This window comes from Candidatus Methylomirabilota bacterium (genome assembly GCA_035315345.1).
GTDB lineage: Bacteria > Methylomirabilota > Methylomirabilia > Rokubacteriales > CSP1-6 > CAMLFJ01.
The window spans coordinates 1-26,598 of sequence record DATFYA010000064.1 but is presented as its reverse complement, the minus strand read 5'-3'; the positions used below and the strand labels follow the sequence as shown (position 1 = coordinate 26,598).

Sequence of the window (26,598 nt, the reverse complement as noted above, 5' to 3'; positions counted from 1 at the left end):
TGGGGGCGGGGCAGATGGGGCTCGGCTCCGCGGTCGCCCTCAGCATGGTGCCGGTGCTCGGCCTGCTGCTGGTGCTGCTCACCATCTACGTGCGCAAGGACTGATCGGCGGGGCGGATCGATGGTCGGCGAGCTGACGTGGCGCAAGCGGCTCTTCGGGCTCTGGATCCCGCTGGTGGTGTTCTACGTGGTGGCACTGTTTCCGTTCACGTGGATGGCCGCGACCTCGCTGAAGACCAATGCCGAGCTGTACAATCCCAAGGCCAATCCGCTGGCGATCCACCATCCGTCGCTCGTCCACTACATCGACCTGCTCACCGAGACCAACTTCGTGACCTGGGCCGTCAATACCATGATGGTGGCGGTGGTCGCGACCGCGATCTCCCTGCTGCTCGGCAGCATGCTGGCCTACCCGCTGGCCCGCATGCGCTTCCGCGGGGCCCCGCTGCTGGCCATCACCGTGGCCGTCACCTACCTGGTGCCCCAGACGCTGCTCTTCGTGCCCATGGCCGACCTGATCGGCCGGCTCAAGCTGGGCAACACGCTCAGCGCGGTCATGCTCACGTATCCCACCCTGCTGGTGCCGTTCATCGCCTGGCTGCTCATGGGCTACTTCAAGACGGTGCCGAAAGAGCTGGAGGAGCAGGCCCTGATCGACGGGGCCAGTCGCTGGCGCGCCATGACCCGGGTGATCCTGCCGCTCTGCATGCCCGGCTTCATCTCCGCCGGCATCTTCGCCTTCACGCTGGCCCAGAACGAGTTCCTCTACGCGCTGCTCTTCCTGAGCCGCTCGAGCGTGCGCACGGTGCCGATCGGTGTGGTGGGCGAGCTGATCCGCGGCGACGCCTTCTACTGGGGCCAGCTCATGGCCGGGGCGCTGCTGGGCTCGGTGCCGGTCGCGCTGGTGTACTCGTTCTTCGTGAAGTACTACGTCGCCGGCCTCACCGCCGGGGCGGTCAAGGGCTGACGCGGCAGGCCTGGCCACACTCGCCGAGCCCTCGTCACTCACGAGGCGAATAGCTGCTCCTCCATCCCTGAAGCCAGGCGCGTCGGTTGGACCAGGACGAGGAGCCCCGCCGGGGTCCGGGACGGACCCCGGTGGAGCGAGGCGTGGCCCGTGTCCCGGTCGGCAGTCCGCGCGTAGTGGCCCGGCCCGACTGCGCGCGGATCTACTCCCACGCGCGCCGTCCGCGGCGCTTGAGCTTGGGCCACTGCTCGATGAAGGCCGCTCGTGCCTCGCCCCGCCGCTCTTCCTGCCGCGCCGCGATCTGTCGGGCGAAGGCCCGGGCTCCGGGCGCCTGGCCGGCCGCGCGTAGGACGTATCGCTCGGCGACCACCGCGTCCTGATGCGCGCCGAGGATGTCCTGGAGCGCCTTGGCCTTCGCGACGAAGCGCTCGGCGCGACGTCCCACGTCCGGCTGCGCGAGCTCGGCCGCGTAGCGCGCGTGCTTCACCTTGATCCGGATCTCGTGCAGCTCGGCGGCGCTCGGGTGCTTCGGCAGCCGCTTGACCGCCCGGCGCAGCCGCGCGAACTCCTCGGCCGCGACGTCGGGAAGCGAGACGTCTTCCGTCCGCTCGCGTGCGGCGGCGAGCGTGGCATCGAGCCGCGCGAGGAGCCGCGCGTAGCGGCGACCGTCCAGCGCGGCGCGCAGCGCCGTCACCGCGCGAGCGCGGTCCGCCCGGATGTGCCGCAGCAGGCGGCCGTGGGCGGCGCGGCCGCCCGCGCGGGCGTCGACACGGAGCGATCGCAGATGGGCCCGCAGCACGTCGAGGTCGCGAACCTGCCCGAGCGCGATCCCGAGCCACTTGAGCTCCCGGCGCAGCCGGTCGACGCCTTCCTCGTCCGACCGTCGAGCGACGACCGGGCGTCTCGCGCGCAGGATGGCGCGCAGCCGGCGCACGGCCACGCGCATCCGGTGGACGGCTTCCGGATCGCGGGCGCGCCGCGCGCCCGCGCGCAGCGCGCGGATGGTGTCGACCTGCACGCTCATGGCGGCGACGACCTGATCGAAGCGGGAGCGGCTCGGCATCCGGTGCGCCCCCGGGCGGCTCACGAGGGTGGTGTCTGAGTATGGTCTACCCGGCCGCGCCGCGAAACCGGGTGACGGTGGTACGCTGCTCGCCATGACGCCCGGCCGCGCCACCCACGTGATCGCCACCCGCCGCGCGCTGACGTGAGGCGGGTGCGTGCTGGCCGTGCTCGCCACGCCCGCCCGCCGCGCGGCCAGCCCTTCACGTACGGACGCATCGCCGGGCTGTACGACAGCTCGCTGCGCCTCTTCGGCTTCACGCGCGCGGTGGAGCAGTTTCTCGAGCGGGTCGACTGGTGCCTGCCGCCCCGTCCGCGCGCGCTCGACGCGGGCGCGGGCACCGGCCTCAACGGGCTGTGGTTCCTGCGGCACTTCCCGGGCTCCGAGGTCGTGGCCTTCGACATCGACCGGCAGATGCTGGCCGTGCTCGCGCGTCGGGCGCGCCGCCTCGGCGACCTCCGGCATCGGCTGACCGTGGCCCACGGCGATCTGCGCGCGCCCGCGGTACTGACCCGCATCGACACCGGCCAGGCGATCGTGCTCGCGCCGCGCAGCTTCGACGCGGTGATGGTGGGCGCGGCGCTCGAGCACGTGCCGCTGGACGCGGTGCTGGAGCGCCTGGCCCGGCTCCTGCGGCCGGGCGGCCTCTTCCTCAATCTCGGCATGCGCCCGGGCCCGTCGAGCGCGATGCTCGGCCGGCTCTACCGTTTCCGGCCGTACACCACCGGCGAGGTGCGCCGCCGGCTGGAACGTCTCGGCTTCGTGGACGTTCACACCCTGCGTCTGACGCCCGCCGAGTTCCCGGCCAACCTGACGCGGATCGCGGTGACCGCGCGCAAAGCCTGAGCGTCAGCGGCCGGCGGCGCCGATCTGCACGTGCCGGAGTCTTCTGACGCGTCGCGCCGGGCCCCGCCACTTCGGCTCGCGTCGGTTTTGGCAGACCCGGCCCGATGATGTAGACTGCCCGGCGCGTCGCCGACTGAGGGGAAGGGCTGAGCGGCGGCTTCGCAAGCGGTTCACACCGAGTATCGTCGCGTGCCTGCTGGCCGTCGCGGTCTTCCAGGTTCGCCGTCATGCCCGGCTTCGCGGAGCGTGTCCGGAGTGCGGGCGCGCCCTCCGGCCGGGAGCGGTGAAGTGCCTGGCGTGCGGGATGTGGTTCGCCGGGCGATCGGGCTGACGACCGCTACCAGCGGACCTGGCTCAGCAGCATCGTGACCAGAACGCCGGCGCTCACCGCCACTGCATACGCGAGCCAATCCTTGATCGCCATCGTGTCGGCCTCCACGGAAATCTCCCCCGAAGCACGAGCCGCGCCAATGCGCTCGTCTCGACGCTCCACGTGGTTTGCCGCGGTTCGGGGACCGACCGCCGGCCCGCCGTCGGTTGCGAGAAGGAACGACCGTGAAGAACCGACCGAGCCGGGCGTCGCGTATCAGCCTGAGGTGCCGGCCGGGGGGCGCCTGTACCATAGGCGCATGCGCTCCCTGGCCCCGGCGCTGGCCATGCTCGCGGCGCTGACCGCGACCGGCTGCGGGGGAGACCCCGATCTCAAGCTGCGTGGCGGGCAGACCGAGGCCAAGCTGGCCCAGGACCGTACGGACTGCATCGCCTTCGTCCGGGCGCACCCGGAGACGTCGACCCAGCTGGCCGAGGCCGCCTGCCTGATCGCGAAGGGCTACCGGGCCCCCGTCGAGATGAGCCTGGGCCCGTCCCGGATCGGGCAGGTCTTCACCGATGCGCGGGGCGACGCGAATTCCATGGTGCGAGACTTCCAGGCGTGCCGGGTCGAGGCGGCCAGCGCGCCGATGCCGGAGGTGTCCGATACCGCGAAGACCGGCATCGTCGGCGGCTTCCTGGGGCAGATGTACCCGCGCGGCTTCTTCACGAAGGCGCAGACATCGGATCAGTGGATCGCGAAGAGCTTCGGCGAATGCCTCAAGCGCCGCGGATACGCGGTCAGCGACGTGACCTCCTTCGGCCCGCCCTAGGGCGAAAGCCGAGCGCGACGCCTCGGGCCCGTGCATAGTATCGGGCCATGACCATCGATCCGGACCGCACCCGCGCCCTGGTTCAGAAGACCTGGGACGACGACATCGTCCCCGCTCTCACCGAGTACATCCGTATCCCGGCCAAGTCCCCCATGTACGACGCCCGCTGGGCCGAGCACGGCCACATCGACCGGGCCGTGACGCTCATCACCGACTGGGCCCGGAAGCGGAAGATCGAGGGCCTCACCATCGAGGTGGTGCGGCTCGAAGGCCGGACGCCGGTCATCCTGATGGAGGTGCCGGGCACGGGCGGAGAGACGGTGCTGCTCTACGGGCACTGCGACAAGCAGCCGGAGATGGTCGGCTGGGCGCCCGAGGGTGGGCCGTGGACGCCGGTCCGCCGGGGCGGTCGCCTGTTCGGCCGGGGCGCCGGCGACGACGGCTATGCCTCCTTCGCGGCCCTGACCGCGATCGAGGCGCTGCAGGCCCAGGGTATCCCGCACGCCAGGTGCGTCGTGCTGATCGAGGCGTCGGAAGAGAGCGGCAGCCCCGATCTGCCCGCCTACGTCGAGACGCTCGCCGATCGCATCCGTCCCGATCTGGTGGTCTGCCTCGATTCGGGCTGTGGGGACTACGAGCATCTGTGGGCGACCACCTCGCTGCGCGGGGTCCTCTCCGGCACGCTCACCGTCGAGGTGCTCTCCGAGGGCGTGCACTCCGGCGCGGCCAGCGGCATCGTGCCGTCGAGCTTCCGCATCCTGCGTCAGATCCTGGATCGGCTCGAAGACAGCCGGACCGGCCGCATCCTGGTGCCGGAGTGCCACGTGGACATCCCGCCCGGCCGGCTGGCCGAGGTGCGCGCGGTGGCCGACGTGCTGGGCCACCAGGTCGGGACGCGATTTCCGCTCCTGCCCGGCATGCGCGCGGTCACGAGCGATGCGGTGGAGGCGCTGCTCAACAACACGTGGCGCCCGACCCTGTCCATCACCGGCGTGGACGGCATCCCGGCCCTCGCCGACGCCGGCAACGTGCTCCGGCCGAAGACCTCGCTGAAGCTCTCCGTGCGCCTGCCGCCCACTGCCGACGCGGACCGCGCGAGCCGCCGGGTCAAGGAGGTGCTGGAGGCCGATCCGCCGTACGGCGCGCGCGTGACCTACACCAGTGGCGAGCGGCCGGGCACCGGCTGGAACGCGCCGGTCATGGCGGACTGGCTGCAGGAATCGGTCGCGCGCGCGTCCACCGCGCATTTCGGGGCGCCCGCGATGTTCGACGGCCTGGGCGGCTCGATCCCGTTCATGGCCATGCTGGGCGAGCGCTTTCCGGGGGCCCAGTTCCTCGTCACCGGGGTGATGGGGCCGGGCTCGAACGCGCACGGGCCCAACGAGTTCATCGACCTGCCGACGGGAGTGAGAGTGACCGCCTCGGTGGCGCAGGTGCTCGCCGACCACGCCGCGGTCAGGACGCGCTGACGCTCGCCTGGCTGGGCGCGCGGACCGGCAGGGTGAACCAGAGCGTCGCGCCGCTCCCGGTCTGGTTGTTCTCGGCCCAGATCGTGCCGCCGTGCGCCTCGACGATGGACTTGGTGATGGCCAGGCCCATGCCGAGTCCGGTGGACTTCGACGTGAAGAAGGGCGTGAACACGCGGCCCAGCTGATCGTCGCCGATGCCGGTCCCGGCGTCGCGCACGCCCACCAGGACCGCGCCGCTGGCCGTCCGCGTCCCCATGATCAGGAGGCTGCGGCGGGCCACCGAGGTGCCCTCCATCGCCTCCAGGCCGTTCAGGATCAGGTTCAGGAACACCTGCTGCAGCTGGACCCGGTCGCCCCGCACCGGCGGCAGATCGGGATCGACCTCGAGCGCGATGGTGGCCTTCCGGATGATCGCGTCGGTGCGCGCGAGCATGGCCACCTCGCGGATGACCGCGTCGAGATCCAGGGGCACGAACTCGAACTCCGTCTTCTGCAGCAGGCTGCGGATGCGCCGGATGACCTCGCCGGCGCGCTTGGCGTCGGCGGTCACGTCGGCGAGCAGCTCGCGCACGTCGGCGATCGCGGAGGCATCGGCGGTCAGGTAGCGCTCGCCGGCCTGCGCGTTGCTGACGATGGCGGTCAGCGGCTGGATGAGCTCGTGGGCCAGCGAGGCGGTGAGCTGCCCCATCGTGCTCACCCGCGACAGGTAGGTGAGATCGCGGCGGAGATGCTCGGCCTCCAGCTCCGCGCGCTTCCGCGACGTGATGTCGAGGTACAGGATGACCGCGCCGCCCTCGGGGCGCTTGAGCGGCGACACCGTGACGCTGACCCAGCGGTCCACCCCGGCCACACCGATCGGATAGTCGAGATGGAACTCGGTCTGCTGGCCGGTGAGGACCGCGTCGATGCCGTCCAGCACCTGTCGCGCCACCGGATCGCGCTCGCGCGAGACCTTGAGGTCCTCGACGCTCACCCGCACGCTCGTGGCGTCCGCGGGCCGATCGGCCGCGGCGAGGCTGCGCCACGCCCGGTTCACCTCGACCACCGTCCCGGCGCGGTCCACCACCGCCATCGTGCCGGGCAGCGAGGCGAGGATGCCTTCGCGCAGGGCCTCGCTGGCCCGCAGCGCGGTCTCGGCCCGCGCGCGCCGGCGGCGCTGCGCGAGCAGCACGACGATCAGGAACGCCTCGGCCACGATGAAGGCGAGGCCGCCGATCACGTAGTAGCGGAGATCCCAGAGCGAGAGCTCCCGGTTCACGATCACGCTGCGGAGCGGCAGCGCCTCCAGGTTCAGTCCCCAGCGCCTCAGCTGCCGGCCGTCGAACATCGGCGTGGGCGGCACCTCCAGCACCCGCGGCTCGCGCTCGAGGCGGCCCGGATCGCGGAGGACATCGAGGGCCAGTCGGCCGGCCTGCACGCCGGTCTGCTCGAAGCTGGCCACCGAGCCGCCGACGATGCCGCGGCCGAGAAAGACGTCGAAGAGGCCGAAGACCGGCGCGCGCGATTCTCGGCTCAGGCGCTGGGCGATCTCGAGCGGATTGTGGGCCTGGCCGGTGACGTCCACCAGGACCGCGATGTAGAGCACGATCGTGCCGGGCGGCGCGCCCGCGACGGTGGCCAGGACGTCGTCCAGGGGCCGGTCGCTCAGGTAGCGGAACTCGACACGGCCCTCCCACTCCTTGAAATCGCGGAGGGCCTGGGCCTCGTACATCTTGTGTCGCGGATGCACGTCGCTCACCACGTAGACGCGGCGGGTATCGGGCAGGAGGCGGAGCGCCGTGGCCAGCGTGCCGCGCAGGTCGAGGGTGAGGGAATGGCGGATGACCGGGCGGTCCGTCTTCGGCAGGGTCAGCCCGGGCGGCAGGTAGAGGGCGAGCACCGGCGCGTCCGAGAAGAGGGCGCGGCCCTCGGTGAGGACGAACTGCAGCGCCTCCGGATAGAGCGTGATGATCAGATCGATCTTTCGGTGCCGGTAGCGGTGCGCCATCAATTCGGCCAGGTCGCGCCGATGCTCCGGGCCGGGATTCCGCGCCAGGTCCAGATGCTCGAAGAACTGGTTCTGGACGCCCAGGCCGCCCGCTTCCAGGGTCGGCATGAGGCCCTGGCTGGTCATGACGTTGATCGGCATGTTGGCCTCGAAGGCGTGGAGGATCAGGACGTTCTTACCTTCGGCCGAGACGGGACGCGCCGGGAAGATGAGCGGGAGGAGGAGGGACAACCAGGCTACGGTAAGGAGTCGAGCGCGCCGCGTCAGCATCCTGTTCCCGAGACCGGCATCGTGCGCTTCCAGAGGCCGCTCCGTCAAGGACCCGCGCGAGGCCGCCTGGCAGACGGGGCGCGATGGTGGTATGCATGCGCCGGGGCAATCTCCGATCTCCACGAAAGGACGCGGCGATGAGCGCACGTGAGGCGGGAGCACTCGACGGCAAGGTGGCGCTGGTGACGGGAGCGGGGCGGCTGCGCGGGATCGGGCGGGCCACCGCTCTCGCCCTGGCCCACCTCGGGGCCGACGTGGCGGTGACCGGGACCGGCCGCGATCCGTCGACGTTTCCGGAGGACGAGAAGCAGGCGGGCTGGCGCGACGTCGAGTCCACCGCCGAGCAGGTGCGAGCGAGCGGCCGCCGCGCGATGACCTGGACCGGCGACGTGAGCCAGTCCGCGTCGGTGGAGCGCCTGGTGGAGCAGGTGATGAAGACGTTCGGTCGCATCGACGTGCTCGTGAACAACGCGGCCTACCCCCGCGGCGACGACCGGGTGCCGCTGCCCGAGCTCGACGAGCGCGTCTGGAGGAAGGTCCTCGACATCAAGCTGACCGGGGCGTTCCTGCTCTGCAAGCGGGTCGTGCCGATCATGGTGCGACAGCAGTGGGGCCGCATCATCAACCTGTCCTCGATCGCGGGCAAGCGCGGCGCGCCCAACACCGCCGCCTACAACGCGGCCAACTTCGGCATCCAGGGCCTCACCCAGTCGCTCGCCATGGAGGTGGCGCGGCACGGAGTCACCGTGAACGCGGTATGTCCCGGCACCATCGAGACGGCCCGAATGGATGTTCTGGGCCGGGGAGAGGGCTGGCAGCGTCAACTCGACCGCATTCCCATGGGCCGCGCGGCTTCCGACGAGGAGGTGGCCGGACTCATCGCCTTCCTCTGCTCGCCGGCGGCCGCGTTCATGACCGGCCAGTCGGTCAACATCGACGGCGGCGTGGTCATGTGGTGATGCCGTCGCCCGCGCCGCCGGCGGGCTCGTTCTTCGAGGTCCTGGCGGTCGCGACGCGACTGGGCCTCACCTCGTTCGGCGGGCCGGTGGCCCACCTGGGCTACTTCCGCAGCGAGTGCGTGCTGCGCCGGCGCTGGCTCGACGAGGCGAGCTACGCCGACCTGGTCGCCCTCTGCCAGTTCCTGCCCGGTCCGGCAAGTAGCCAGGTTCTGATCGCCATCGGCATCTTCCGCGCCGGGCTGCCGGGCGCGCTCGCGGCCTGGCTCGGCTTCACGCTGCCGTCGGCGATCGCGCTCGTGCTGTTCGGTCTGGGCGTCCAGGGGCTGGACCTGACCGGCTCGGGCTGGCTCCACGGGCTGAAGATCGCGGCGGTCGCCGTGGTGGCACAAGCGGTGTGGGGCATGGGCCAGGCGCTCTGTCCCGACCGCGTGCGCGCCGCCATGGCCATCGGGACGGCACTGATCGCGCTGACCTGGCCCACCGCCGGCGGGCAAGTGCTCGTGATTCTCGCGGCCGGCCTGGTCGGCCTCTGGTGCCTGCCCGCGCCCCCGCTTCCGGCACCGCCGTCGGGCGGCCGCGTGTCATTCGGGCGCCATCTGGCCGTCGTCTCGCTCGTCGTCTTCTTCGGGCTGCTCGTGGTGCTGCCACTCCTGCGTCAGGCGATTCCGTCTCCGCCGCTGGCCGTCTTCGATGCCTTCTACCGGGCGGGTGCCCTCGTCTTCGGCGGCGGTCACGTGGTTCTGCCGCTGCTGCAGGCCGAGGTCGTGCCGCCCGGCTGGGTGACGAACGCCGAGTTCCTGGCCGGCTATGGCGCGGCGCAGGCGGTGCCCGGGCCGCTCTTCACCTTCGCGGCCTACCTGGGCGCGGTCATGCACGTGCCGCCCGGGCGGTGGGCGGGCGCCGGCCTCGCGCTCATCGCCATCTTCCTGCCCGCGTTCCTGCTCGTCGTGGGGGCGCTGCCGTTCTGGCACGCGCTGCGCCGGCGGCCGTCGTTCCAGTCGGCCCTGCGCGGGATCAACGCCGCGGTGGTGGGATTGCTGCTGGCCGCCCTCTATCACCCGGTATGGACGAGTGCGATCTTCACGCCCGCCGACTTCGCGCTCGCCCTGGTCGCCTTCGGCCTGCTCGCGGTGTGGCGCCTGCCGCCGTGGCTCGTGGTGGCCGTCGCGGCCGCGGGCGGCGCGGCCATCGCCCCCCGCGGCTGACCGCCGATCCCGCGAGCGGGGCCTGGGCCGTGGCGCTCGCCGCGAGGGCGAGCGCCAGGATGGAGGCCATCCCGACCACACGCAAGGTCTGCCGAGGCATCATCGCCGTCTCCCGGTCCCGGTCTAGTGGCCGCCGGTCCCGTGCGTGCCGGGCACGAGCGTCTTGAAAACGCCGGGCTGCTCGGCGCCGGCCACCTCCAGCACGCCCAGCGCGCCCTTCTCCATCGCGCGCACGATGCTGTGGTCGACCAGGAGGAAGCGCCCCGACGTCTGCATCTTCATCTCGACGATGGCGGCGCCGCCGGCCGGGACCAGCGTGGTCTGCACGTTCCGCCGCGGGGCCTCGCCCACCGCGGCCTCGGGGTAGACCGCGTCGAAGATCTCGCCGATCACGTGGAACGAGGAGATCAGGTTCGGGCCGCCGTTGCCCACGAAGAGCCGCACCGTCTCGCCCACGTTGGCCCGGATCGCACCCTCGCCCATGAGCGCGCCCATCTTGCCGTTGAACACCACGTACTCCGGCCGCTCCGCGGTGAGCTTCGCGGCATCGAGCGGCTGCAGGCCGGGCGCGAGGGTCTTGCCCTTGGTGTAGAACTCGCCCTGCATCACGTAGTACTCGCGATCCACCCGGGGCAGCCCCTTCTCGGGCTCGACGAAGATCAACCCGTACATGCCATTGGCGATGTGCTCGGGCACGCTGGGCGTCGCGCAGTGATAGACGTAGAGCCCAGGATTGAGCGCCTTGAACTCGAAGGCGCCTTCCTGTCCGGGCCCCAGCTGCGTGACCGCCGCGCCGCCGCCCGGCCCGGTCACCGCGTGCAGGTCGATGGAATGCGGGTGCAGGCTCTTCTCGGCGTTCTTGAGCCGGATCTGCACCACGTCGCCCACGCGCACCCGCATGAACGGGCCGGGCACGGTGCCGCCGAACGTCCAGAACGTGTACTGCACGCCGTCGGCCAGGACGCCCTTCAGCTCGGTCATCTCCAGCGTCACGATCACCCGCGCGTGGCCCGGCCGATCGACCGGCGGCGGTACCCTCGGCGCCGAGGTGAGGATGGCCGCCACCTCCGGCAACGCGGCGGGCTCGGCCGCCTTGTCGCGCGCCTGACTCTGCCAGACCACCACGCCGCCGATCAGCGCCCCGGCCACCACGACCGCCGCGACCACCCGTCGCCGTCTCATCGCCTGTTCCTCCTTGCCCGTATGGGCTCTCGGCGAGTGCATTCCCTCGCGCTACCCACAGCGTGCGGCAGATCGGGGCAGGGCCGGTATGACGTCGATCACAGTGCGTCCATTCGCTCGGGCGTCCAGGGCGGATCGAAGGTGAGGGTGACGGCGACCTGCCGGACATCGGGCACCTGCTCGACCGCGTGCCGGACCCACTCGGTCATGGCCTCGTGCAGCGGGCAGCCCGCGGAGGTGAGCGTCATGGTGATCCCGACGTGGCCGCCGTCGATGCGCACGTCGTAGATCAGCCCGAGGTCCACGATGGACAAGCCCAGCTCGGGATCGAAGACCTCGCGGAGGGCGTCGATGACCTGCTCGCGGCGCGCGGTCATGCGCCGAAGTAGCCGAGCGGGATCAGCGGTGACAGGCCGCGCCCGGCGGGCGCGCGGACGGCCATGGGCTACACGCGCCGACGGCGGACGAGGATGCGCACGAGCCCGGGCGCGGGCTCGGAGGTATCGTGCTCGAAGCCGCGGTCCTCGAGCTGCGGATAGAGGAGCACCGGCCGGCGGTCGAGCCGCACCTCGCGCGCGGCGCCCGCGTCGAGCCGATCGAGCGCCTCCAGCACGCGCAGCATCGGCTGCGGCGGCTCGAGCCCGCGGACGTCCAGGACCACGTCCGTCGGGCTCTGAGGCGCCGGTGGATTCAGGGCGAGCAGCAGCGTACCGAGCGGCGCGCCCGCCGCGGCCGCCGCCTCGCGCAGCGAGAGATGGGCCCCGCAGCAGTGATCGATGCCGGCCCGCTTGAAGAGCTCGAGGGCTCCCGTGTGGTGCCGGACGATGTCGTCGACGGTCTGCTCGGGATCGACCGATGAGCGATGGGCGCAGGCGCAATGCTGGGACATTGGTGCGTCCTCCTTGCCCCCGACGATAGCGCCGGGGGGCCCGCGGCCGATATGACGGGCGTCATAGCCGGCCCGGGAGCGCGAGCGGGGGCGGCTCAGCGAGCGGGGGGCGCCGCGGCGGGGGGCATGCGCACGCGCCACCACATGTTCACCACGAATAGCGCGGTGCCGGCCAGCTGGCCCAGCCCGCCCACCGTGATGAGCCATCGCAGCCCGAGCGCGCCGGTCAGCGCCACCACGACCTCGGCGAGCGCGCGCAGCGCGGTGGCCGCGGTCATCACCCAGTACACCGCCTCGGCCAGCTCCGGCCGGTAGCGCGTGTCGTCGCGCGCGGGCCGCGGAAACATCCACGTCGCCACGCCCATCACCATCATGAGCATGAAGCCCACCAGCAGCAGGTGGGCGTGGGCGGTGGTGAAGAGGCGCGGGGGATAGACGTCGAACACGAACTGCGCGGTGATCAGATAGGCGCCGATCAGAAGCCCGGCGAGGAGGAACCCGAAGCTCGTCTTGACGTAGCGACGGACGAGCGGGGTCACGCTACTCGGCCTCGCCCTCCGCGCGCTCGCGCAGGGCGTCGGGGTCCACCAGGACGAGACGGCCGCCGTCGTCGTCGACCAGGCCCTCCTTTGACCAGCGGCCCAGGATGCGGATGGTGGTCTCGACGGTCGTGCCCGACATGTCGGCCAGGCTCTGGCGAGTGAGGTGATAGGGCAGGCGCACCCCGTCCTTCGTGGCCATCCCCTCGCGCCCGGTCAGGCGGAGCAGGTTCGCGGCGAGGCGCGCCTCCACCGGGCCCACCGCCAGCGCCTTGACCGAGTCGTGGGCGTCGCGGAGCCGCCGGCCGATCAGCAGCGCCATCTCCCGGATGAACGCGGGATGCCGCTCGGCGACCGCGATCATCGGCTCGGCGGGAATCTTCAGCACGACCGACGATTCGGTGGCCTGGGCCGAGGCCGGATAGGGCCGCTGCTCGATCACCGCCACGCCGCCGAAGATCTCCCCGGGCCCCAGCAGCTCGAGTACCACCTCCTTGCCGGTGCGCGACTGCCGCAGGATCTTGACGTGGCCGGACTTCACGACGTAGAACCAGCGCGCGGCGTCGCCCTCCATGAAGACGTAGGCCCGGGCGCGGTGGGACTCCTCCGAGACGATCGACGCGATGGAGTCGATCTCGCGCGCGGGGAGGCCGGCGAACACCGGCGTGGAGCGGAGGAATGCCGCGATGTCCTTCGCTGGCATCGCGGGCAGCATAGCACGGCGCTCGGTGGCGCGCCGGGCGCGCGCGCCGCGTTTGCGTTGCCGTGCGATTGCCGCTATAGTCCTCGCCGGCACCGCCACCCAAGGAGGAGCGACTTGATGGATCACTTCGCGCGTCGGCGCTGGCAACCGGTTGGTCTCCTGCTCGTGCTGGCGGTCCTGCTCGGTCCGATCGGCTGCTCGTTCTCGTACAGCTCCAAGAGCTCGTCGGACTCCTCGGCGAGCAGCTCGGCCTCCTCGAGCCCCGGCGACAGCGCGTACTTCGAGGACGTCCGGACCACGACCGAGGCGTACGCGAAGTCGGGCGGGCCGTTCGACGCCTACCAGAAGAAGCTCGGGGATCTCGCCCGCGATCGGGGCGTCACCAACTGGGAAGAGAACCTCGGCACCTACGTGGCCATCGGCGAGGGCCTCGGCAATGCGAAGGCGAGCCCGGGCCTGGTCGAGACCTTCAAGGACCGGCTCGCTCCCGCGGCCAGCGCCAACAGCGCGGACAAGCGCTCCGCGATCCAGAAAGGCTACGAGTCCCGGAAGTGACCCGGCTGACGCGGGGCGCGCTCGGCATCGCCCTGCTGGCGATGTCGAGCGCGCCCGCGGCGGCGGCGCCCTCGCACCAGATCGACTATCTCTACATCAACGCCAGCGAGGGCAGCGCCAGCGGCGGCCACGCGGCCCTCCGCTTCGGCGACCAGGTCTTTCACTTCGAGCATCGCGACCCCGGCATCATCGTCCTCGCGCGCGATCGGTTCGAGCGGTTCCGCCACCTCTACGGCGATCTGGAGAACCGCACGATCTGGATCAGCCGGATCCCGGTCAGCGACGAGACCTACGACCTCCTGCTCGCCCGCTTCAGCGGCCACCACCTCGCCCAGCGGCAGCGCCTGGAGGCTCTGGGCGCGATCCGCGGCGATCGCGCGCTGCTGGAGGCCCTGTCGCGGCCGGGCGTGGTCACGCTCGACGGGCTGGGCCTTTTCGTCGCGGCCGGCGCGGGCGATGCCGCCGTCGAGCGCCCGGCCGCGCCGGCGCTGGCCGCCCTGCGGGCCCGCATCGACGAGCGCTACGGGGCCGACTTCGTCGCCCGGCTGACCGACGACCTCCAGGCTCGGCTGGCCGCGCTGGACCCCGAGGCGCCGCGGCCGGCGCCGGCGGCGGACGGCGAGGATCGGCTCCTGCCGCCGTCGTACACGTTCTCGGAGCGGTTCCGCGACACGAGCCAGGCGCTGGCCGCGCTCGACGTGCTGCGCGGCCCCCGCCCCCTGCGGCCCGACGCGGTGCTCTCCGCGATGCCGATCCCGCTCCGGGACGGCGAGGCCCTGGCGGTGGCGAAGCTGGCCGACGCGCTCGAGGAAAGCCTGGTGCGGCTGCTGGAGACGCCGCGACCCGACTGGGGGCTCACCCTGCTGCTGGGCATGGCGCGCCTCACCGCGCTCCGCGAGACGGTGGAGACCGGGCACTGGACGGTCCTCGACGCGTTTCCCGCCGACGCCACCGTGCTCCCGCCGAGCCGGGTGGCGCGTCGGCGCGCGCGGATGACCGCGATCCGCGAAGAGAACCGCGCCGCGTTCGAGGAGGCGCGGGACGCGCTGCTCGAGGCCACCGACGGTCCGTTCCCGGAGAGCCGTTACGCGCGGCTGGAGGCGGCCGCGAATCGCTGGGGCGAGGTCGCCCGCGCGCTCGACGAGGGGCGGCCGCTGCGCGTGCATGTGGGTGTGCTGCTGCCCTCGCGAGCCGACGTCCTGCCGCCGGCGCGGATTCCCGCCTACGACCCCGCGCGGCTCGGGCGGGCGCGGGACGCCGCCGCACGCGACGAGGCGGAGACGGTCGCCTCGCTCGAGCGCGACTACGCCTACAACGTGGTGGTGCGCAACTGCGTCTCGGAGATCTTCCGCGAGGTGGACCGCGCGCTGGCCGAGGCCGCGCGCAGCGACGATCCGGATCGCGTGCGCGCGGAGTCGGTCCGGCGACTCGGCGGCCACGTCGAGGTCGCCGGCTCCCTGGTGTTCATCCCGAAGATGTCGTCCCTGATCGTGGACGATACCTACGCGGTCGGCGAGCGGGAGCGGGTGCCGTCCTACCGGGACCGTCGGGTGGCCGCGATGCGCCGGGAGGAGAACCCGCTCTGGGTCTTCCTCCGCGAGTCGAACGTGGTGACCTCGACGGTCTACCGTCCCCAGCCCCGCGACTCGATCTTTCTGTTCTTCACCGACGACGTGGCGCCGGCCCGCCCGCTCCTCGGCGCGGTGAATCTGGTGACCGGGCTCGCGGCCAGCGCGGCCGGGCTCGCAATGCTGCCGGTGGACGGCGGTGAGATGCTGTGGGGCGGCCTGCGCGGGGCGCTGTTCAGCCTGCCCGAGCTGGTCTTCCAGAACATCCGCAAGGGGACGTTCGACCTGCCCGCGCCGCGCTGACGCGCGCGGCGCCGCGCTCAGCGCTTGCCGGGGGCCACCTGCCGGCGCGCCGCGTCCCACCCCATCTGCTAGAATGGCGCCGCCGCGAAAAGGAATGGACGTCTCCGTGCGCGCCCTCGTGTGGCTGATCCTGCCGGCCCTGGCCGCGATCTGCGCTCCCGCCCCCGCGCCGGCCCAGGACCTCGTGCCCCTGTTCCGGAAGGTGAGCCCCTCGGTCGGGGTGATCCGCGCCAAGGGGCGCGACGTGACCGCCTCGGGTCAGGTCCGGTTCAACGAGACCGGCTCCGGCGTGCTGATCTCCGCCGACGGCAAGATGATGACGGCGGCCCACGTGGTGGACGCGATGGACGAGATCAGCGTCGAGTTCCTCGGCGGCGAGACTGTTCCGGCGCGGGTCGTCGCCTCCGAGGTCGCCGCGGACCTGTCGCTGCTCCAGCTCGACCGCGTGCCGAAGGGGGCGGTGGTCGCCACGCTCGCCAACTCGGATACGATCGAGGTCGGGCGGCAGGTCATCGTGGTCGGAGCCCCCTACGGCCTCAGCTATTCGATGAGCGTGGGCTGGATCAGCGCGCGCTGGCCGCCCAATACGGTCTACAAGACCATGCCCCTCGCGGAGTTCTTCCAGACCGACGCGACCATCAACACCGGCAACTCCGGGGGCCCGATGTTCGACCTCGCGGGCGAGGTGATCGGTATCGTCAGCCACAACATCTCCAAGGGCGGCGGCAGCGAGGGGCTGGGTTTCGTGGTGACCATCAACACCGCCAAGCAGCTCCTGCTCGACAAGAAGTCGTTCTGGGGCGGAGTCGAGGGGCAGATCCTCACCGACCACCTGGCCGATCTCCTGAACCTGCCGGCGGGCGCCACCGGCTTCCTCATCAAGAACGTGGCGAAGGGCTCGCCCGCCGATCAGATGGGCCTGCGCGGCGGGACGACCTACGCCACCATCGACGGGCAGCCGATCGTGCTGGGCGGCGACGTCCTGCTCACGGTGGCCGGGATACCCGCCGGCTCCGCCGCCAACCTGGCCCGCATCCGGGACCTCCTGGGCGCCGCCAAGCCGGGCGCCGAGTTCAAGGGGACGGTCCTGCGGGCGGGCCGGGTGCTCGAGATGAGTGGCCGCGTCCCCTGAGCGGTCCCCCAAGCCCGCCGTGAACCCGATCATCCCCCGTGAAGGGAGCCGAAGCATGACACGATCGTCCGTGCGGTCCACCCTCCTGGTCGCTCTGCTCCTCTCCGCCGGCTGCGCGTCGATGAGCGCCACCGACGGTGGCAAGGGAACGCTCGATCGCATCAAGACGTCGAAATCGATCGCGCTGGGCTACCGGCAGTCCTCGGTGCCGTTCTCCGCGGTGGGCGCGGACGGCAAGCCGGTCGGCTACTCGATCGATCTCTGCACGCAGGTGGCGAAGGACATCGGCCGCGACCTGGGGATCGCCGACCTGGCGATCAAGTGGGTGCCGGTGAGCGTCGAGAACCGCATGGCGGCCGTGCGTGATGGCACGATCGATCTGGAGTGCGGGTCGACGACCAACACCCTCAGCCGGCAGGCCGAGGTCGACTTCAGCCTGACCACCTTCATCACCGGCGGCAGCCTGCTCTCGCTCCGGGGCACCTCGCTGAACGATCTGGCCGGCCTCCGCATCGCGGTCATTCCCGGCACCACCACCGAGCGGGTGCTCAAGGAGGCGCTCGACAAGGCGCCCGCCGCCGACGTGCGGCTGGTCCCGGTGAAGGATCACGCCGAGGGCCGGACGGCCATCGAGAACCGCACCGCGGACGCCTACGCGTCCGATCGCGACATCCTGATCGGGCTGGCCCTGACCGCCTCGGATCCGCGGCGGTTCATCCTCGCGGAGCGCTACTTCTCCTACGAGCCCTACGCCCTGATGCTGCGGCGCGGAGACCTGGACTTCCGGCTGGCCGTCAACCGCTCGCTGGCCCGCCTGTACCGATCCGGTCAGATCCTCTCGGTGTACTCGCGCTGGTTCGGCGCCCTCGGCGATCCGAACGCGCTCATCATCGCGATGTACGCGATCGAGGGCCTGCCCGAGTAGCGCGCCCGCCCGCCGACGGCGGCCGGCCGACCTGGCCGCCGCCGGCCGCCCGCGCGCTACTTGCCGGACTTCGCCGCCGGCGCCGGCTTGTCGAGCGCCACCGCCAGGGCCTGCACGTAGGTGATCTCCACCAGGTCGCCCGCCTTCACGTTGGCGATGTTCTTGGCGTCCTGCACCTTCACGGTCTCGACCTTCCCGCCCGGGCCCTTGATCGTGACCGACGGCGCCTGCTTGTTCACCGCGGTGACGGTGGCGGTGACGGTGACCTGCCGCGCCATGACGCCGGCGGGATTTTCGCCGGGCTTCGAGCCCGCGCGCCGTTCTTCCACCGCCGCGCCGGGCACCGCCGAGCCGGCCTTCTTCACCTCGACCGCGATGGCCTCGATGTAGGTGCCCACCACCGGGTCGCCGACCTTGAGCGCCTCGAGCTTGGCCGGGTCCTGAACGTCGAGGGTGACGGTGCGGCCCTTCTGACCCTTGAGGGTGACGGTGTTCTTCTCCTTGTCGATGGCCGAGATGGTGCCGCGCATCTTCATCTGGCGTGCTTCGCCCACCGCGGGCTTGCCCTCCGGCTTGGCCGGCGCCGGGGCCGGGGCGGGGGTCGTCGAGGTCTGGGCGAGGGCGGCGGTGACGGGCGCCGACAGCAGTCCGGCGGTGACGAGGGTCGCGACGATGATTCGCTTCATGCGGGTCCTCCTTCGGGTGAGCGCTTCGGTTGACGAGCTTGAGCCGGCTGGCCCCATCCGTCGGCCTCGGACGGATCGTGCAGGAGTCGTACCTCGTGCTGCGGAAACGGTATCGGGATGCCGGCCCCGCGCAGGGCCCGGAACACCGCGATGCCGAGCTCGCTCTTTATCAGGCCGAACCGATCCAGCCGGTTGGTCCACGCGCGCAGCTCGAACTTGAGCGCGCTGTCGCCGAAGCCCAGGAACAGGGCCTGCGGCGCCGGCTGCGCGATGACGTCGGCATGGGCGCCGGCGACGTCGGTCAGGAGCTTGACCACCTCGTCCGGGCCGGCCCCGTACGCGACGCCGACCGGGACGTCGAGGCGGCGGTGATAGATGGTCGGCGTCCAGTTCGTGACCTGCTCGGCCACCAGCATCGAGTTCGGGACGATGACCTCGGCGCCCTCCCAGGCGACCACCGTGCTGGAGCGGATCCCGATCCGGCGGATCTCGCCCTGGATGTCCCGGATCTGCACGGAATCGCCCACCCGCACCGGCCGCTCGAAGAGCACGATGAGGCCGGAGACGAAGTTGTTCACGATGTTCTGCAGGCCGAATCCCACCCCGACGCCGAGGGCGCCGCCGAGCACGGTCACGCGGTCCAGGTTGACCCCGAGCACCAGCAGGGCGATGACGAAGCCCACGATGACGACGGCGTAGCGCACGAACGTGGAGAGGGCGTAGGGCACGCCCGGCTGCAGGTGGACGTGGGGGAACACGTCCTCCTCGAGCACGAAGCGGATGAAGGAGGAGAGCAGGAACGACACCCACAGCGTCACCGCGAAGGCGAGGACGTCGCCGACCGAGATGCTGAAGGCGCCGCGGCTCAACTGGACGCCGAGCAGGCTCTGGCTGCCCGCCCACGCCGGCGCGAGCAGGCCGAAGTAGTTCAGGGTGCCCACGAGCCAGACCGCGACCGAGACGCGCCGCAGGATGCGCAGCGTGCGTCCCTCGATCAGCGGCCGGTGGCGCTGCACCATGCGGAGCCGGCGGAGCGGCCGCACCCGGAGCGCGAACGAGACGGCGGCGCTGGCCAGCCGGCGCGCGGCAATGAGCATGAGGGCGAGGTACCCGCTCGAGAAGAGGCCCGAGGCCACCAGCCGGGCCAAGGACATGTTGCCGAACACGTCCGAGACGAAGACGATCGAGAAGCCCACGAGCGCCAGGCCCATGGCCGCGCGCACCGCGCCTCGCTTGATCGGCGCCAGCTCCTCGGTGACGTGGCGCGATCGGCCCGCCCGCACGAACCACGCGAGCACGATCATCGCCGCCAGTACCTCGAGCAGCAGGAAGTAGCGCTCGAGCACGGGCAGCCCGATGAACAGGTCGCGGATCCGGTCGACGAGGAAGAACCCGGTGAGGGCGTAGATCGCGGGCACCGCCGGCGGAGGCACCAGGCGGCGGAGGATCAGCGTCAGCGGCACGAGCGCGCCGACCTCGGCGAACGTGCGCGCGATCCTGAGCCCCGAGGTGTAGATCCAGAAGGAGGTAATGAAGCCGATCACGAACGCGGCGGCAAAGGGATGCACCAGGAGCGGGGCGAGCGAGGACAACGGGCCGTCGGGCGGCTCGAGGCGTGCGCGGCGGCGGCCGATCCACAGGACGACACCGAGGGCGAGGACGGCCACCGCGTGCACGGCGGCGCGGCCGATCTCATCGCGAAAGAACTGGCGGACCCCGACACGCTGGGTCTCGATGGTGGCACGCACCGCCGCGAGGCCCTCGGCCATCGTCAGACGCTGGACGGCCCAGATCGGCGGGCTCTCCCGCATGAACAGCTCGACGGTGACGTGACGCCGGGCCTGGGCCACCTCCACGATCGCTTCCTGGGTACTCGAGAGCTGGCGCGCCACCCGGTCCTGCAAGACGAGCGTCTCGGCGCGCGCAGCGTCCAGTCGTTGTCGGGTCGTCTCGATGGCGGCGAGCACGCCGTCGGTGCGATCCACGATCGGCTTCGGAGCACCGGCGGCCCGGACCTCGGCTCGCGTGCGGGTCCAGGTCTCCTTCAGCGCCTGCAGGCGGGCGCGCTGCTGGTCGAGCAGGATGGCCCGCGCGGTGAGGGCCTCGACCCAGCCGGTCAGCTCGACCCGTGTCTCCTGCCACGACTCGGCGAGCGCGTCCAGGGTCAGAAGACTCGGCTGGGTGCTCAGGGCCAGCGGCATCCGATCGCGCCGCTCGGCGATGCGCGTATCGAGCGCGGGCAGCTGGGACTCGATGCTCGCGATCCGCGCGCTCGGCGCCACCGTCGCGTCCACGCTGCGCCGGAAATCGTCCACCTCCTCGGCCCGACGCGCGATCTCCGCCATCGGGACCGGGGCGGACGGCGGCGGCCCGGTCTTCGCGGGCCCATCGGCCGCGTCGGTCTGAGCGTGGGCGGCGCCGATCAGTGCGAGCGATAGCGCGAGCGTGGCCCACGCCACCCCGCGGAACCGAGCGCCCGAGCAATGCGTCATGACGTCATCCCCGTGCCAGGGTACTCCACGAGTCGTCCGGCCGTCTCTCTACTGAGATGGGGCGATGCACGTTCGGATGGAGCATGCGGTGGTCCCGGCGCGGGCCGGCACGACGCCCGGCCGGGGCCCGGCGGGGAATGGCGCTACTTGCCGAGCGGGCCCAGGTTCTTGTCCGCCATGGCCGCCCCAGCCACGTTGCCGCCGACGGCGCCGCTGACCAGACTGATCAACAGGCTGATGAGATCCATGATGGTCTCCTTTCAGGGTGTCGGTGACCGGCCTCCCTGATGTCGCGACTACCCTAGGGAGGGGCCGCGGGGCCAGCAATGGGACCTTGGTCCCATCGGACAGACCCGCTATGGCATCGCAGAGCGCCCGCGGCATAGGACTTAAGTCCTATTGCCGCCGCCAGCCCGTCGAGTAGGCTCCCGGGACGGCGCGTTGCATGCGCCGCGCTGGGTGACGTGCACCTCAACACAAAGGAACGGCCATGCGGACTCTGGTGGGTCACGGCTTGACGGTGCTCGGGGTGACGCTCGCGGTGGGCGCCTGCGCCAGCTCGGAGCAATGGTCGGAATGGCGGGCCCATACCACCCATTTCGCTTCCGGGCAGCACGCCACGTTCTCCCTGCGGAACAACAACGACGGCTCCAACCCCCGGGTCACGCGGGCCGACGTCGAGGCGGCGCGCACCGAGACGTGGTGGGGCAAGGCGATCACGGTCAATCCCGACCAGATCTTCCAGAACTGACGCGTGAGCGCGTTCACCAGCGCCGGGCACGTCCCCGGGCTCGCCGTGAAGCTGTGGCGCGGCGAGCGGATGTGCCTCATCGGGATCGACGTGGACGAGCCGGAGCCGGACCTGGTCGGCTTCTCGATCGAGGTCAAGAGCCCGGGCAGCCCCTCGTTCATCCCGCTGCGCAACCGGCTGAACTTCTCCTACGACCAGCCGGTCGCGGTGGCGGTGAACGGCTACCGCAACTACCTCTCCACCCGGGCGCCCTTCCAGAAGTTCCGCTGGATCCACTTCCCCTACGAGCCCAAGGGCGGCACCTATCGCTACCGGGTGACCAAGCGGCACATGCCCACCGACGGCCACGTGGTGGCGGGCGCCTCCGTCACGCTCGACATCGCGCTGGATCCCGTGGTCTACGACGGCGTCCTCGACGTGGGCTTCACCCGCAACTTCGCCTCCTCGCAGGCCTACGCGGACCGCTACGGCAACAACCCGAAGGTGATCCCCGCCGAGGCCGACGACGGTCTCGGATTCACCAAGGTGCCGGGCGACGTGTACCGCTGGCTCGGCTTCGAGGTGTACGATCTGCTGTTCGGATTTCTCGACCAGGTGGTGGCCGACCCGACCCTGACGCTCGACGTCATGGCCTACGACCTCAACGAGCCCGACATCCTGCGGCGGCTCGAGCAGATCGGCCATCGGCTGCGGATCATCGTCGACAACTCGGGGAGCCATGCGCCGGCCGGCAGCGCCGAGTCGCAGGCGGCCCGGCGCCTGCGGGTGTCGGCGGGCTCGAGCCGGGTGAAGCGCACCCACTTCAAGGGCCTGCAGCACCACAAGGTGCTGATCGCCCGGCGCGACGGGCAGCCGGTCCGCGTGCTGCTGGGGTCGACCAACTTCAGCTTCCGCGGCCTCTACATCCAGGCCAACAACGCACTTGTGTTCAATGGGCCCGACGCGGCCGCGCTCTTCGGCCGGGCCTTCGACGTGGCGTTCAAGAATCCGACCCATTTCGCCACCGACCCGATCGCGCGGCAGTGGCACCTGGTGCAGCCCACCGGGGCGCCCCCGGTGCACGTCTGCTTCTCGCCCCACACCGACGCGGACCTGTCGCTGAGCCCGGTCGGCGCGGCGATCGACCAGGCCACCTCGTCGGTGTTCTTCGCGATCGCGTTCCTCTACCAGAGCTCGGGCCCGATCCGCGACGCGGTGGATCGGCTGATGAAGAAGCAGGTGTTCAGCTACGGGATCTCGGACAAGCGCGGCCGTCTGGAGGTCAGGAAGCCCGACGGCTCCGTCGGCCTCGTGGACTTCGCCTACCTCGCCGGCACGGCCCCCGAGCCGTTCAAGACGGAATGGTCGGGCGGGGCCGGCATCAACCAGCACGACAAGTTCGTGGTGACCGACTTCAACCTGCCGACCGCCAAGGTCTTCACCGGGTCGTCGAACCTCTCGCCCACCGGCGAGCGGGGCAACGGGGACAACCTGGTGATGATCGAGGACCCGCGGGTGGCGACCGCCTACACCATCGAGGCGCTGCGGGTCTTCGACCATCTCCACTTCCGCTCCCGGATGGAGGACGCCCTGGTCAAGAAGAAGACCGCCCAGCCGCTCACCCTGGCCAAGCCGACCGCGATCAGCGGCAAGCCCGCCTGGTTCGCCAAGGCCTACGTGGCCGGCCACGCCGCGGAGGCGGATCGCAAGCTCTTCGCGAGCTGAGTGGCCGCGTCATGACCCGCGTGGCAGACTGAACGGCGGAGGTATTCACGATGAGCCAGGATTCGCGAGCGGTCGCGCAGATCGTCAGGCCCGAGCCGGTGATCGAGGGGGCCGGCGTGCATCTCCGCCGCAGCATCGGCACGCGCCGCCTCGACCATCTCGATCCGTTCCTGCTCCTCGACCACTTCGAGTCGGCGCGGCCGGAGGAGTACGAGCCCGGGTTCCCGTACCATCCGCACCGCGGCATCGAGACGGTCACGTTCGTCCGCACCGGGGAGATCGCGCACCGGGACTCGCTCGGGCATCGCGGGAGCATCGGGGCGGGCGACATCCAGTGGATGACCTCCGGTAGCGGCATCCTCCACGAGGAGATGCCGCAGGTGCGGCCCGAGGGCATCGGCGGCCTGCAGCTCTGGCTGAACCTGCCGGCCCGCGAGAAGATGACGCGGCCCAAGTACCGCGACCTGACCGCCGGTCATCTGCCCGACGCCGAGCTGCCCGGCGGGGCGCGGGCGCGGGTCATCGCGGGCGACGCGGCGGACGGCCGGCTCGCCGGGCCGGTGGAGGGCCTCGCGGTGGCGCCGAAGTTCCTGGACGTCACGCTGCCGGAAGGCGCGACGTTTCGGGAGGCGATCGCCCGGGGGCACACCGCGTTCGCCTACGTCGATCGCGGCACGGTGCGCTTCGGCCCCGAGCAGAAGGCGGCCCAGGCCCCGGCGCTCGTCATCTTCGGCGACGGCGACGTGGTCGAGGCCGCCGGCGCCCCGGGCGGCGGGCGGTTCCTGCTCGCGGCGGCGCGGCCGCTCGGCGAGCCGATCGCCCGGCACGGACCGTTCGTCATGAACACGCGCGCGGAGATCGAGGAAGCGCTGCGCGACCTGCGCAGCGGTCACTTCATCCGGGCCGACCCCCGCGACGAGTAGCGCGTCCGGCTACTTGAGCTTCAGGTCCTCGGCGGGGCCGACGTACGGGTAGCCCTGGATCAAACCCGCGGCCGGCTGCTCGACGCGCGCGCCCACGCCCCACAGGAAGGCCTGCTGGAAGATGGGCGCGGCCAGCACCTGATCGGACACGATCTTCTGGATCTGGTGCAGGATGGCCTCACGCTTGTTGCGATCCGGCTCCTTGGCCTGACGCTGGAACAGGTCGTTGATCTCGGGCCGCGTGCCGTAGGCGTAGATGCCGCTCTTGGTGAAGAACGGCTCGAGCCGCGCCGCCGCGTTGCCCGCCGCGCCGGTGGCCCCGATGAGCAGCCCGTGCACCTTCTTCTCCCGCCAGTTGGACAGGAAGGTGGCGCGCTCCATGGTGCGCACCTGGGTGCGGATGCCGATGGCCTGCAGGTAGCTGCCCACCGCCTCGCCCAGCGAGGTGTAGGGCGGCAGCGGCGTGAGATCGCCCGCGTCGAAGCCGTTGGGGAAGCCGGCCTCGACCACCAGCTGCTTGGCCCGCTTGGGATCGAAGGCGGGCGGCTCCATCTTCAGCGCGAAGTCGAACTCGGGCGGCACGAAGGCGCCCGCCGGCTTGCCGAGGCCCAGCATCTCGGCCTGGTTGATCGCGTTGCGGTCGATGGCGAGGCTGGCGGCCTGACGCACCCGCCGGTCGTGCCATGGCGACTTCGGATCCCACTGGTCGAGGAAGTCGAGCCAGTAGACGCCGTAGAGCAGGGGCGCGACCACCCGGATGCCCGGGGTGCGCTGCAGATCCTGGGCGATGGCGCCGCCGAAGAGATAGGCCAGGTCCACCTCGCCGGTCTTGACCGAGGCGGCCCGGGTGGACTCGTCGGGGATCGAGCGCATCACGAGCCGCTTGACGGACGGGGCCTTGCGCCAGTAGTCGGGGAAGGCGTCCACCGTCAGCTCGACCCCCGGGGTGAACGAGGCGAACTTGTAGGGGCCCGCGCCGACCGGCGCCTTCTTGTAGGCGTCCTCGCCGACCCGCTCGATGTATTTCTTCGGCACGATCCAGCTCGCCCCGGTGGCCGAGGTGCCGTAGAACGCCATGAAGTCCGGCCACGGCTCCTTGAGCACGAAGCGCACCCGGTTGGGCGCGACCACCTGGATCTCCTTGACCCGTTCCTTGAGCAGCTTGGCCCCGCTTCCCTTGTAGCGCTCGAAGGTGAACTTCACGTCCTCCGCGGTCACCGGGTCGCCGTTGTGGAACTTGGCGTTCTTCCGGATGACGAACTCGTAGGTCACGCCGTCCTTGGCCAGCGTCCACGACTCGGCCAGGCTGGGGGTCATGATGTTGCCGGGCATCGGCTTCACGAGCGCGTCGTGCAGCACGTAGAGCACCATGAAGGGGGTGATCAGCGCCTCGGTCTCGCCGGGGTCGAGCCAGCGCGACACCAGCGTCACGTGGACGCCGATGGCGAGGGTGCCGTCGGGAGGAGCCGCCGCGGCGGGAGCGAGCCCGCCGAGGGCGGTGAGAACGAGGAAGAGGGTCAGGAGCGAAGCGATCGAGCGCATCGGTGACCTCCCTGAGAATGGGCCTGAGAATGGGCCTGAGAGATGGGTCTGAGCGATTGGGCGCGATGGTGCGACGGATGCGGCTCGGGAGTCAAGGACTGATCGCGGATCGCGCGGCGAGCCTCCGCCTCGTCGTATGATGCCGCGGTCGGGCGCATCGCCATGAGGATCGTCGCGCACGTCGACATGGACGCTTTCTACGCCTCGGTGGAGGAGCGCTACCATCCCGAGCTGCGCGGGCGCCCCCTCGTGGTCGGGGCCGATCCGAAGGACGGCCGCGGGCGCGGGGTCGTGACCGCGGCCAGCTACGCGGCGCGAAAGTACGGCATCCGGTCCGCGCTGCCGATCTCGCGGGCCTGGCGGCTGGCCGAGGCGGCCCGGCAGCGAGGCGAGCCGGAGACGGTGTTCGTCCGGGACGACCGTGCGCTCTACCTCGAGGTCTCCCGCCGCATCATGGCCATCGTCGGGACTGGCGCCGACGCCTTCCAGCCCGCCAGCATCGACGAGGCGTACGTGGACCTGTCGTCGCGGGCCGACCTCGAGCGGGCCCGGGAGTGGGCCGGCCAGATCAAGCGGGAGATCCTCGAGCGGGAGGGCCTCACCTGCTCGATCGGCATTGGCCCGAACAAGCTCGTGGCGAAGATCGCGTCGGACTTCCGCAAGCCGGACGGGCTCACCGTGGTGGCGCCCGACGACGTGGAGGCGTTCCTGGCCGGGCTGTCGATCCGCGTCGTCCCCGGCATCGGGCCGAAGACCGAGCGGTTCCTCCACGAGCGGGGGATCACCCGCATCGCCGA

At 71.4% G+C, this 26,598-nt stretch carries 24 protein-coding genes; 14 read left to right on the top strand and 10 right to left on the bottom strand.

The window, feature by feature from the left end; all coding sequences use genetic code 11:
- Window positions 1–120: 120 nt before the first annotated feature.
- Window positions 121–966, top strand: coding sequence for a carbohydrate ABC transporter permease (locus tag VKN16_07860; GenBank protein ID HME94113.1), 846 nt, complete (start codon window positions 121–123; stop codon window positions 964–966).
- A 202-nt stretch (window positions 967–1,168) separates the two neighbouring features.
- On the opposite strand, the gene VKN16_07855 is transcribed toward VKN16_07860, so the two are convergent.
- Complete coding sequence (locus VKN16_07855; GenBank protein ID HME94112.1) at window positions 1,169–2,029, bottom strand: CHAD domain-containing protein; 861 nt, start codon at window positions 2,027–2,029, stop codon at window positions 1,169–1,171.
- A gap of 153 nt (window positions 2,030–2,182) precedes the next feature.
- Between VKN16_07855 and VKN16_07850 the strand changes: the two genes are divergently transcribed.
- The 3 genes from VKN16_07850 (at window position 2,183) to VKN16_07840 (ending at window position 5,486) form a co-directional block, all read left to right on the top strand.
- Window positions 2,183–2,875, top strand: a complete 693-nt coding sequence (locus VKN16_07850) for a class I SAM-dependent methyltransferase (protein HME94111.1) — start codon at window positions 2,183–2,185, stop codon at window positions 2,873–2,875.
- A gap of 629 nt (window positions 2,876–3,504) precedes the next feature.
- Complete coding sequence (locus tag VKN16_07845) at window positions 3,505–4,017, top strand: hypothetical protein (GenBank protein HME94110.1); 513 nt, start codon at window positions 3,505–3,507, stop codon at window positions 4,015–4,017.
- A gap of 47 nt (window positions 4,018–4,064) precedes the next feature.
- Window positions 4,065–5,486 carry a M20/M25/M40 family metallo-hydrolase gene (locus tag VKN16_07840; GenBank protein ID HME94109.1) on the top strand — a complete coding sequence of 474 codons (1,422 nt, stop codon included), beginning with the start codon at window positions 4,065–4,067 and terminating at the stop codon, window positions 5,484–5,486.
- On the opposite strand, the gene VKN16_07835 is transcribed toward VKN16_07840, so the two are convergent.
- Window positions 5,473–7,704 (bottom strand): ATP-binding protein, encoded by a 2,232-nt coding sequence (locus tag VKN16_07835; GenBank protein ID HME94108.1) that lies wholly within the window; start codon window positions 7,702–7,704, stop codon window positions 5,473–5,475. The genes VKN16_07840 and VKN16_07835 overlap by 14 nt on opposite strands.
- Window positions 7,705–7,880: 176 nt before the next feature.
- Between VKN16_07835 and VKN16_07830 the strand changes: the two genes are divergently transcribed.
- The gene (locus tag VKN16_07830) at window positions 7,881–8,702 is read left to right on the top strand and encodes an SDR family NAD(P)-dependent oxidoreductase (protein ID HME94107.1); all 822 of its coding nucleotides are present in this window, start codon (window positions 7,881–7,883) and stop codon (window positions 8,700–8,702) included.
- A complete protein-coding gene (chrA, locus tag VKN16_07825) occupies window positions 8,702–9,907 on the top strand; it encodes a chromate efflux transporter (GenBank protein HME94106.1) in 1,206 nt (401 codons plus the stop codon). The genes VKN16_07830 and chrA overlap by 1 nt, the downstream gene beginning before the upstream one ends.
- A 123-nt stretch (window positions 9,908–10,030) precedes the next feature.
- Here the strand turns inward: chrA and nirK are convergent, their stop codons facing one another.
- The 5 genes from nirK to VKN16_07800 form a co-directional block, all read right to left on the bottom strand.
- Entirely contained in the window at window positions 10,031–11,089 is a 1,059-nt protein-coding gene (gene nirK / locus VKN16_07820) for a copper-containing nitrite reductase (GenBank protein HME94105.1), read from the bottom strand.
- Between the two features lie 98 nt (window positions 11,090–11,187).
- On the bottom strand, window positions 11,188–11,466 hold the full coding sequence (locus tag VKN16_07815; protein HME94104.1) for an iron-sulfur cluster assembly protein: 279 nt from the start codon (window positions 11,464–11,466) through the stop codon (window positions 11,188–11,190).
- Between the two features lie 68 nt (window positions 11,467–11,534).
- Window positions 11,535–11,978 (bottom strand): DUF542 domain-containing protein, encoded by a 444-nt coding sequence (locus VKN16_07810; protein HME94103.1) that lies wholly within the window; start codon window positions 11,976–11,978, stop codon window positions 11,535–11,537.
- Window positions 11,979–12,073: 95 nt separating this feature from the next.
- Window positions 12,074–12,517, bottom strand: coding sequence for a hypothetical protein (locus tag VKN16_07805; protein ID HME94102.1), 444 nt, complete (start codon window positions 12,515–12,517; stop codon window positions 12,074–12,076).
- Window position 12,518: 1 nt separating this feature from the next.
- A complete protein-coding gene (locus VKN16_07800; protein HME94101.1) occupies window positions 12,519–13,220 on the bottom strand; it encodes a Crp/Fnr family transcriptional regulator in 702 nt (233 codons plus the stop codon).
- A 117-nt stretch (window positions 13,221–13,337) separates the two neighbouring features.
- Here VKN16_07800 and VKN16_07795 point away from each other — a divergent pair, with 117 nt between their 5' ends.
- The 4 genes from VKN16_07795 (at window position 13,338) to VKN16_07780 (ending at window position 17,703) form a co-directional block, all read left to right on the top strand.
- Window positions 13,338–13,775 (top strand): hypothetical protein, encoded by a 438-nt coding sequence (locus VKN16_07795; GenBank protein HME94100.1) that lies wholly within the window; start codon window positions 13,338–13,340, stop codon window positions 13,773–13,775.
- Window positions 13,772–15,646 carry a hypothetical protein gene (locus VKN16_07790; GenBank protein HME94099.1) on the top strand — a complete coding sequence of 625 codons (1,875 nt, stop codon included), beginning with the start codon at window positions 13,772–13,774 and terminating at the stop codon, window positions 15,644–15,646. Before VKN16_07795 ends, VKN16_07790 begins: the two co-directional genes overlap by 4 nt.
- 94 nt (window positions 15,647–15,740) lie before the next feature.
- A complete protein-coding gene (locus VKN16_07785) occupies window positions 15,741–16,778 on the top strand; it encodes a trypsin-like peptidase domain-containing protein (GenBank protein HME94098.1) in 1,038 nt (345 codons plus the stop codon).
- A gap of 55 nt (window positions 16,779–16,833) precedes the next feature.
- Window positions 16,834–17,703: an amino acid ABC transporter substrate-binding protein gene (locus VKN16_07780; GenBank protein HME94097.1), complete on the top strand. Its 870-nt coding sequence runs from the start codon at window positions 16,834–16,836 to the stop codon at window positions 17,701–17,703.
- 56 nt (window positions 17,704–17,759) lie between these two features.
- On the opposite strand, the gene VKN16_07775 is transcribed toward VKN16_07780, so the two are convergent.
- Together VKN16_07775 and VKN16_07770 are read right to left on the bottom strand one after the other, a co-directional pair.
- Window positions 17,760–18,389, bottom strand: a complete 630-nt coding sequence (locus VKN16_07775) for a hypothetical protein (GenBank protein ID HME94096.1) — start codon at window positions 18,387–18,389, stop codon at window positions 17,760–17,762.
- On the bottom strand, window positions 18,386–20,881 hold the full coding sequence (locus VKN16_07770; GenBank protein ID HME94095.1) for a mechanosensitive ion channel domain-containing protein: 2,496 nt from the start codon (window positions 20,879–20,881) through the stop codon (window positions 18,386–18,388). The genes VKN16_07775 and VKN16_07770 overlap by 4 nt, the downstream gene beginning before the upstream one ends.
- Before the next feature lie 490 nt (window positions 20,882–21,371).
- Between VKN16_07770 and VKN16_07765 the strand changes: the two genes are divergently transcribed.
- The 3 genes from VKN16_07765 to VKN16_07755 are packed head-to-tail and all read left to right on the top strand — an operon-like array spanning window position 21,372 to window position 24,259.
- On the top strand, window positions 21,372–21,632 hold the full coding sequence (locus tag VKN16_07765) for a hypothetical protein (GenBank protein ID HME94094.1): 261 nt from the start codon (window positions 21,372–21,374) through the stop codon (window positions 21,630–21,632).
- 3 nt (window positions 21,633–21,635) lie between these two features.
- A complete protein-coding gene (locus VKN16_07760; GenBank protein ID HME94093.1) occupies window positions 21,636–23,336 on the top strand; it encodes a phospholipase D-like domain-containing protein in 1,701 nt (566 codons plus the stop codon).
- Between the two features lie 50 nt (window positions 23,337–23,386).
- Complete coding sequence (locus VKN16_07755; GenBank protein ID HME94092.1) at window positions 23,387–24,259, top strand: pirin family protein; 873 nt, start codon at window positions 23,387–23,389, stop codon at window positions 24,257–24,259.
- A 9-nt stretch (window positions 24,260–24,268) separates the two neighbouring features.
- On the opposite strand, the gene VKN16_07750 is transcribed toward VKN16_07755, so the two are convergent.
- Window positions 24,269–25,801 (bottom strand): ABC transporter substrate-binding protein, encoded by a 1,533-nt coding sequence (locus tag VKN16_07750; protein ID HME94091.1) that lies wholly within the window; start codon window positions 25,799–25,801, stop codon window positions 24,269–24,271.
- A 162-nt stretch (window positions 25,802–25,963) separates the two neighbouring features.
- Between VKN16_07750 and VKN16_07745 the strand changes: the two genes are divergently transcribed.
- Window positions 25,964–26,598: DNA polymerase IV (locus VKN16_07745; protein HME94090.1), on the top strand; the 635-nt coding region annotated here is incomplete at its 3' end.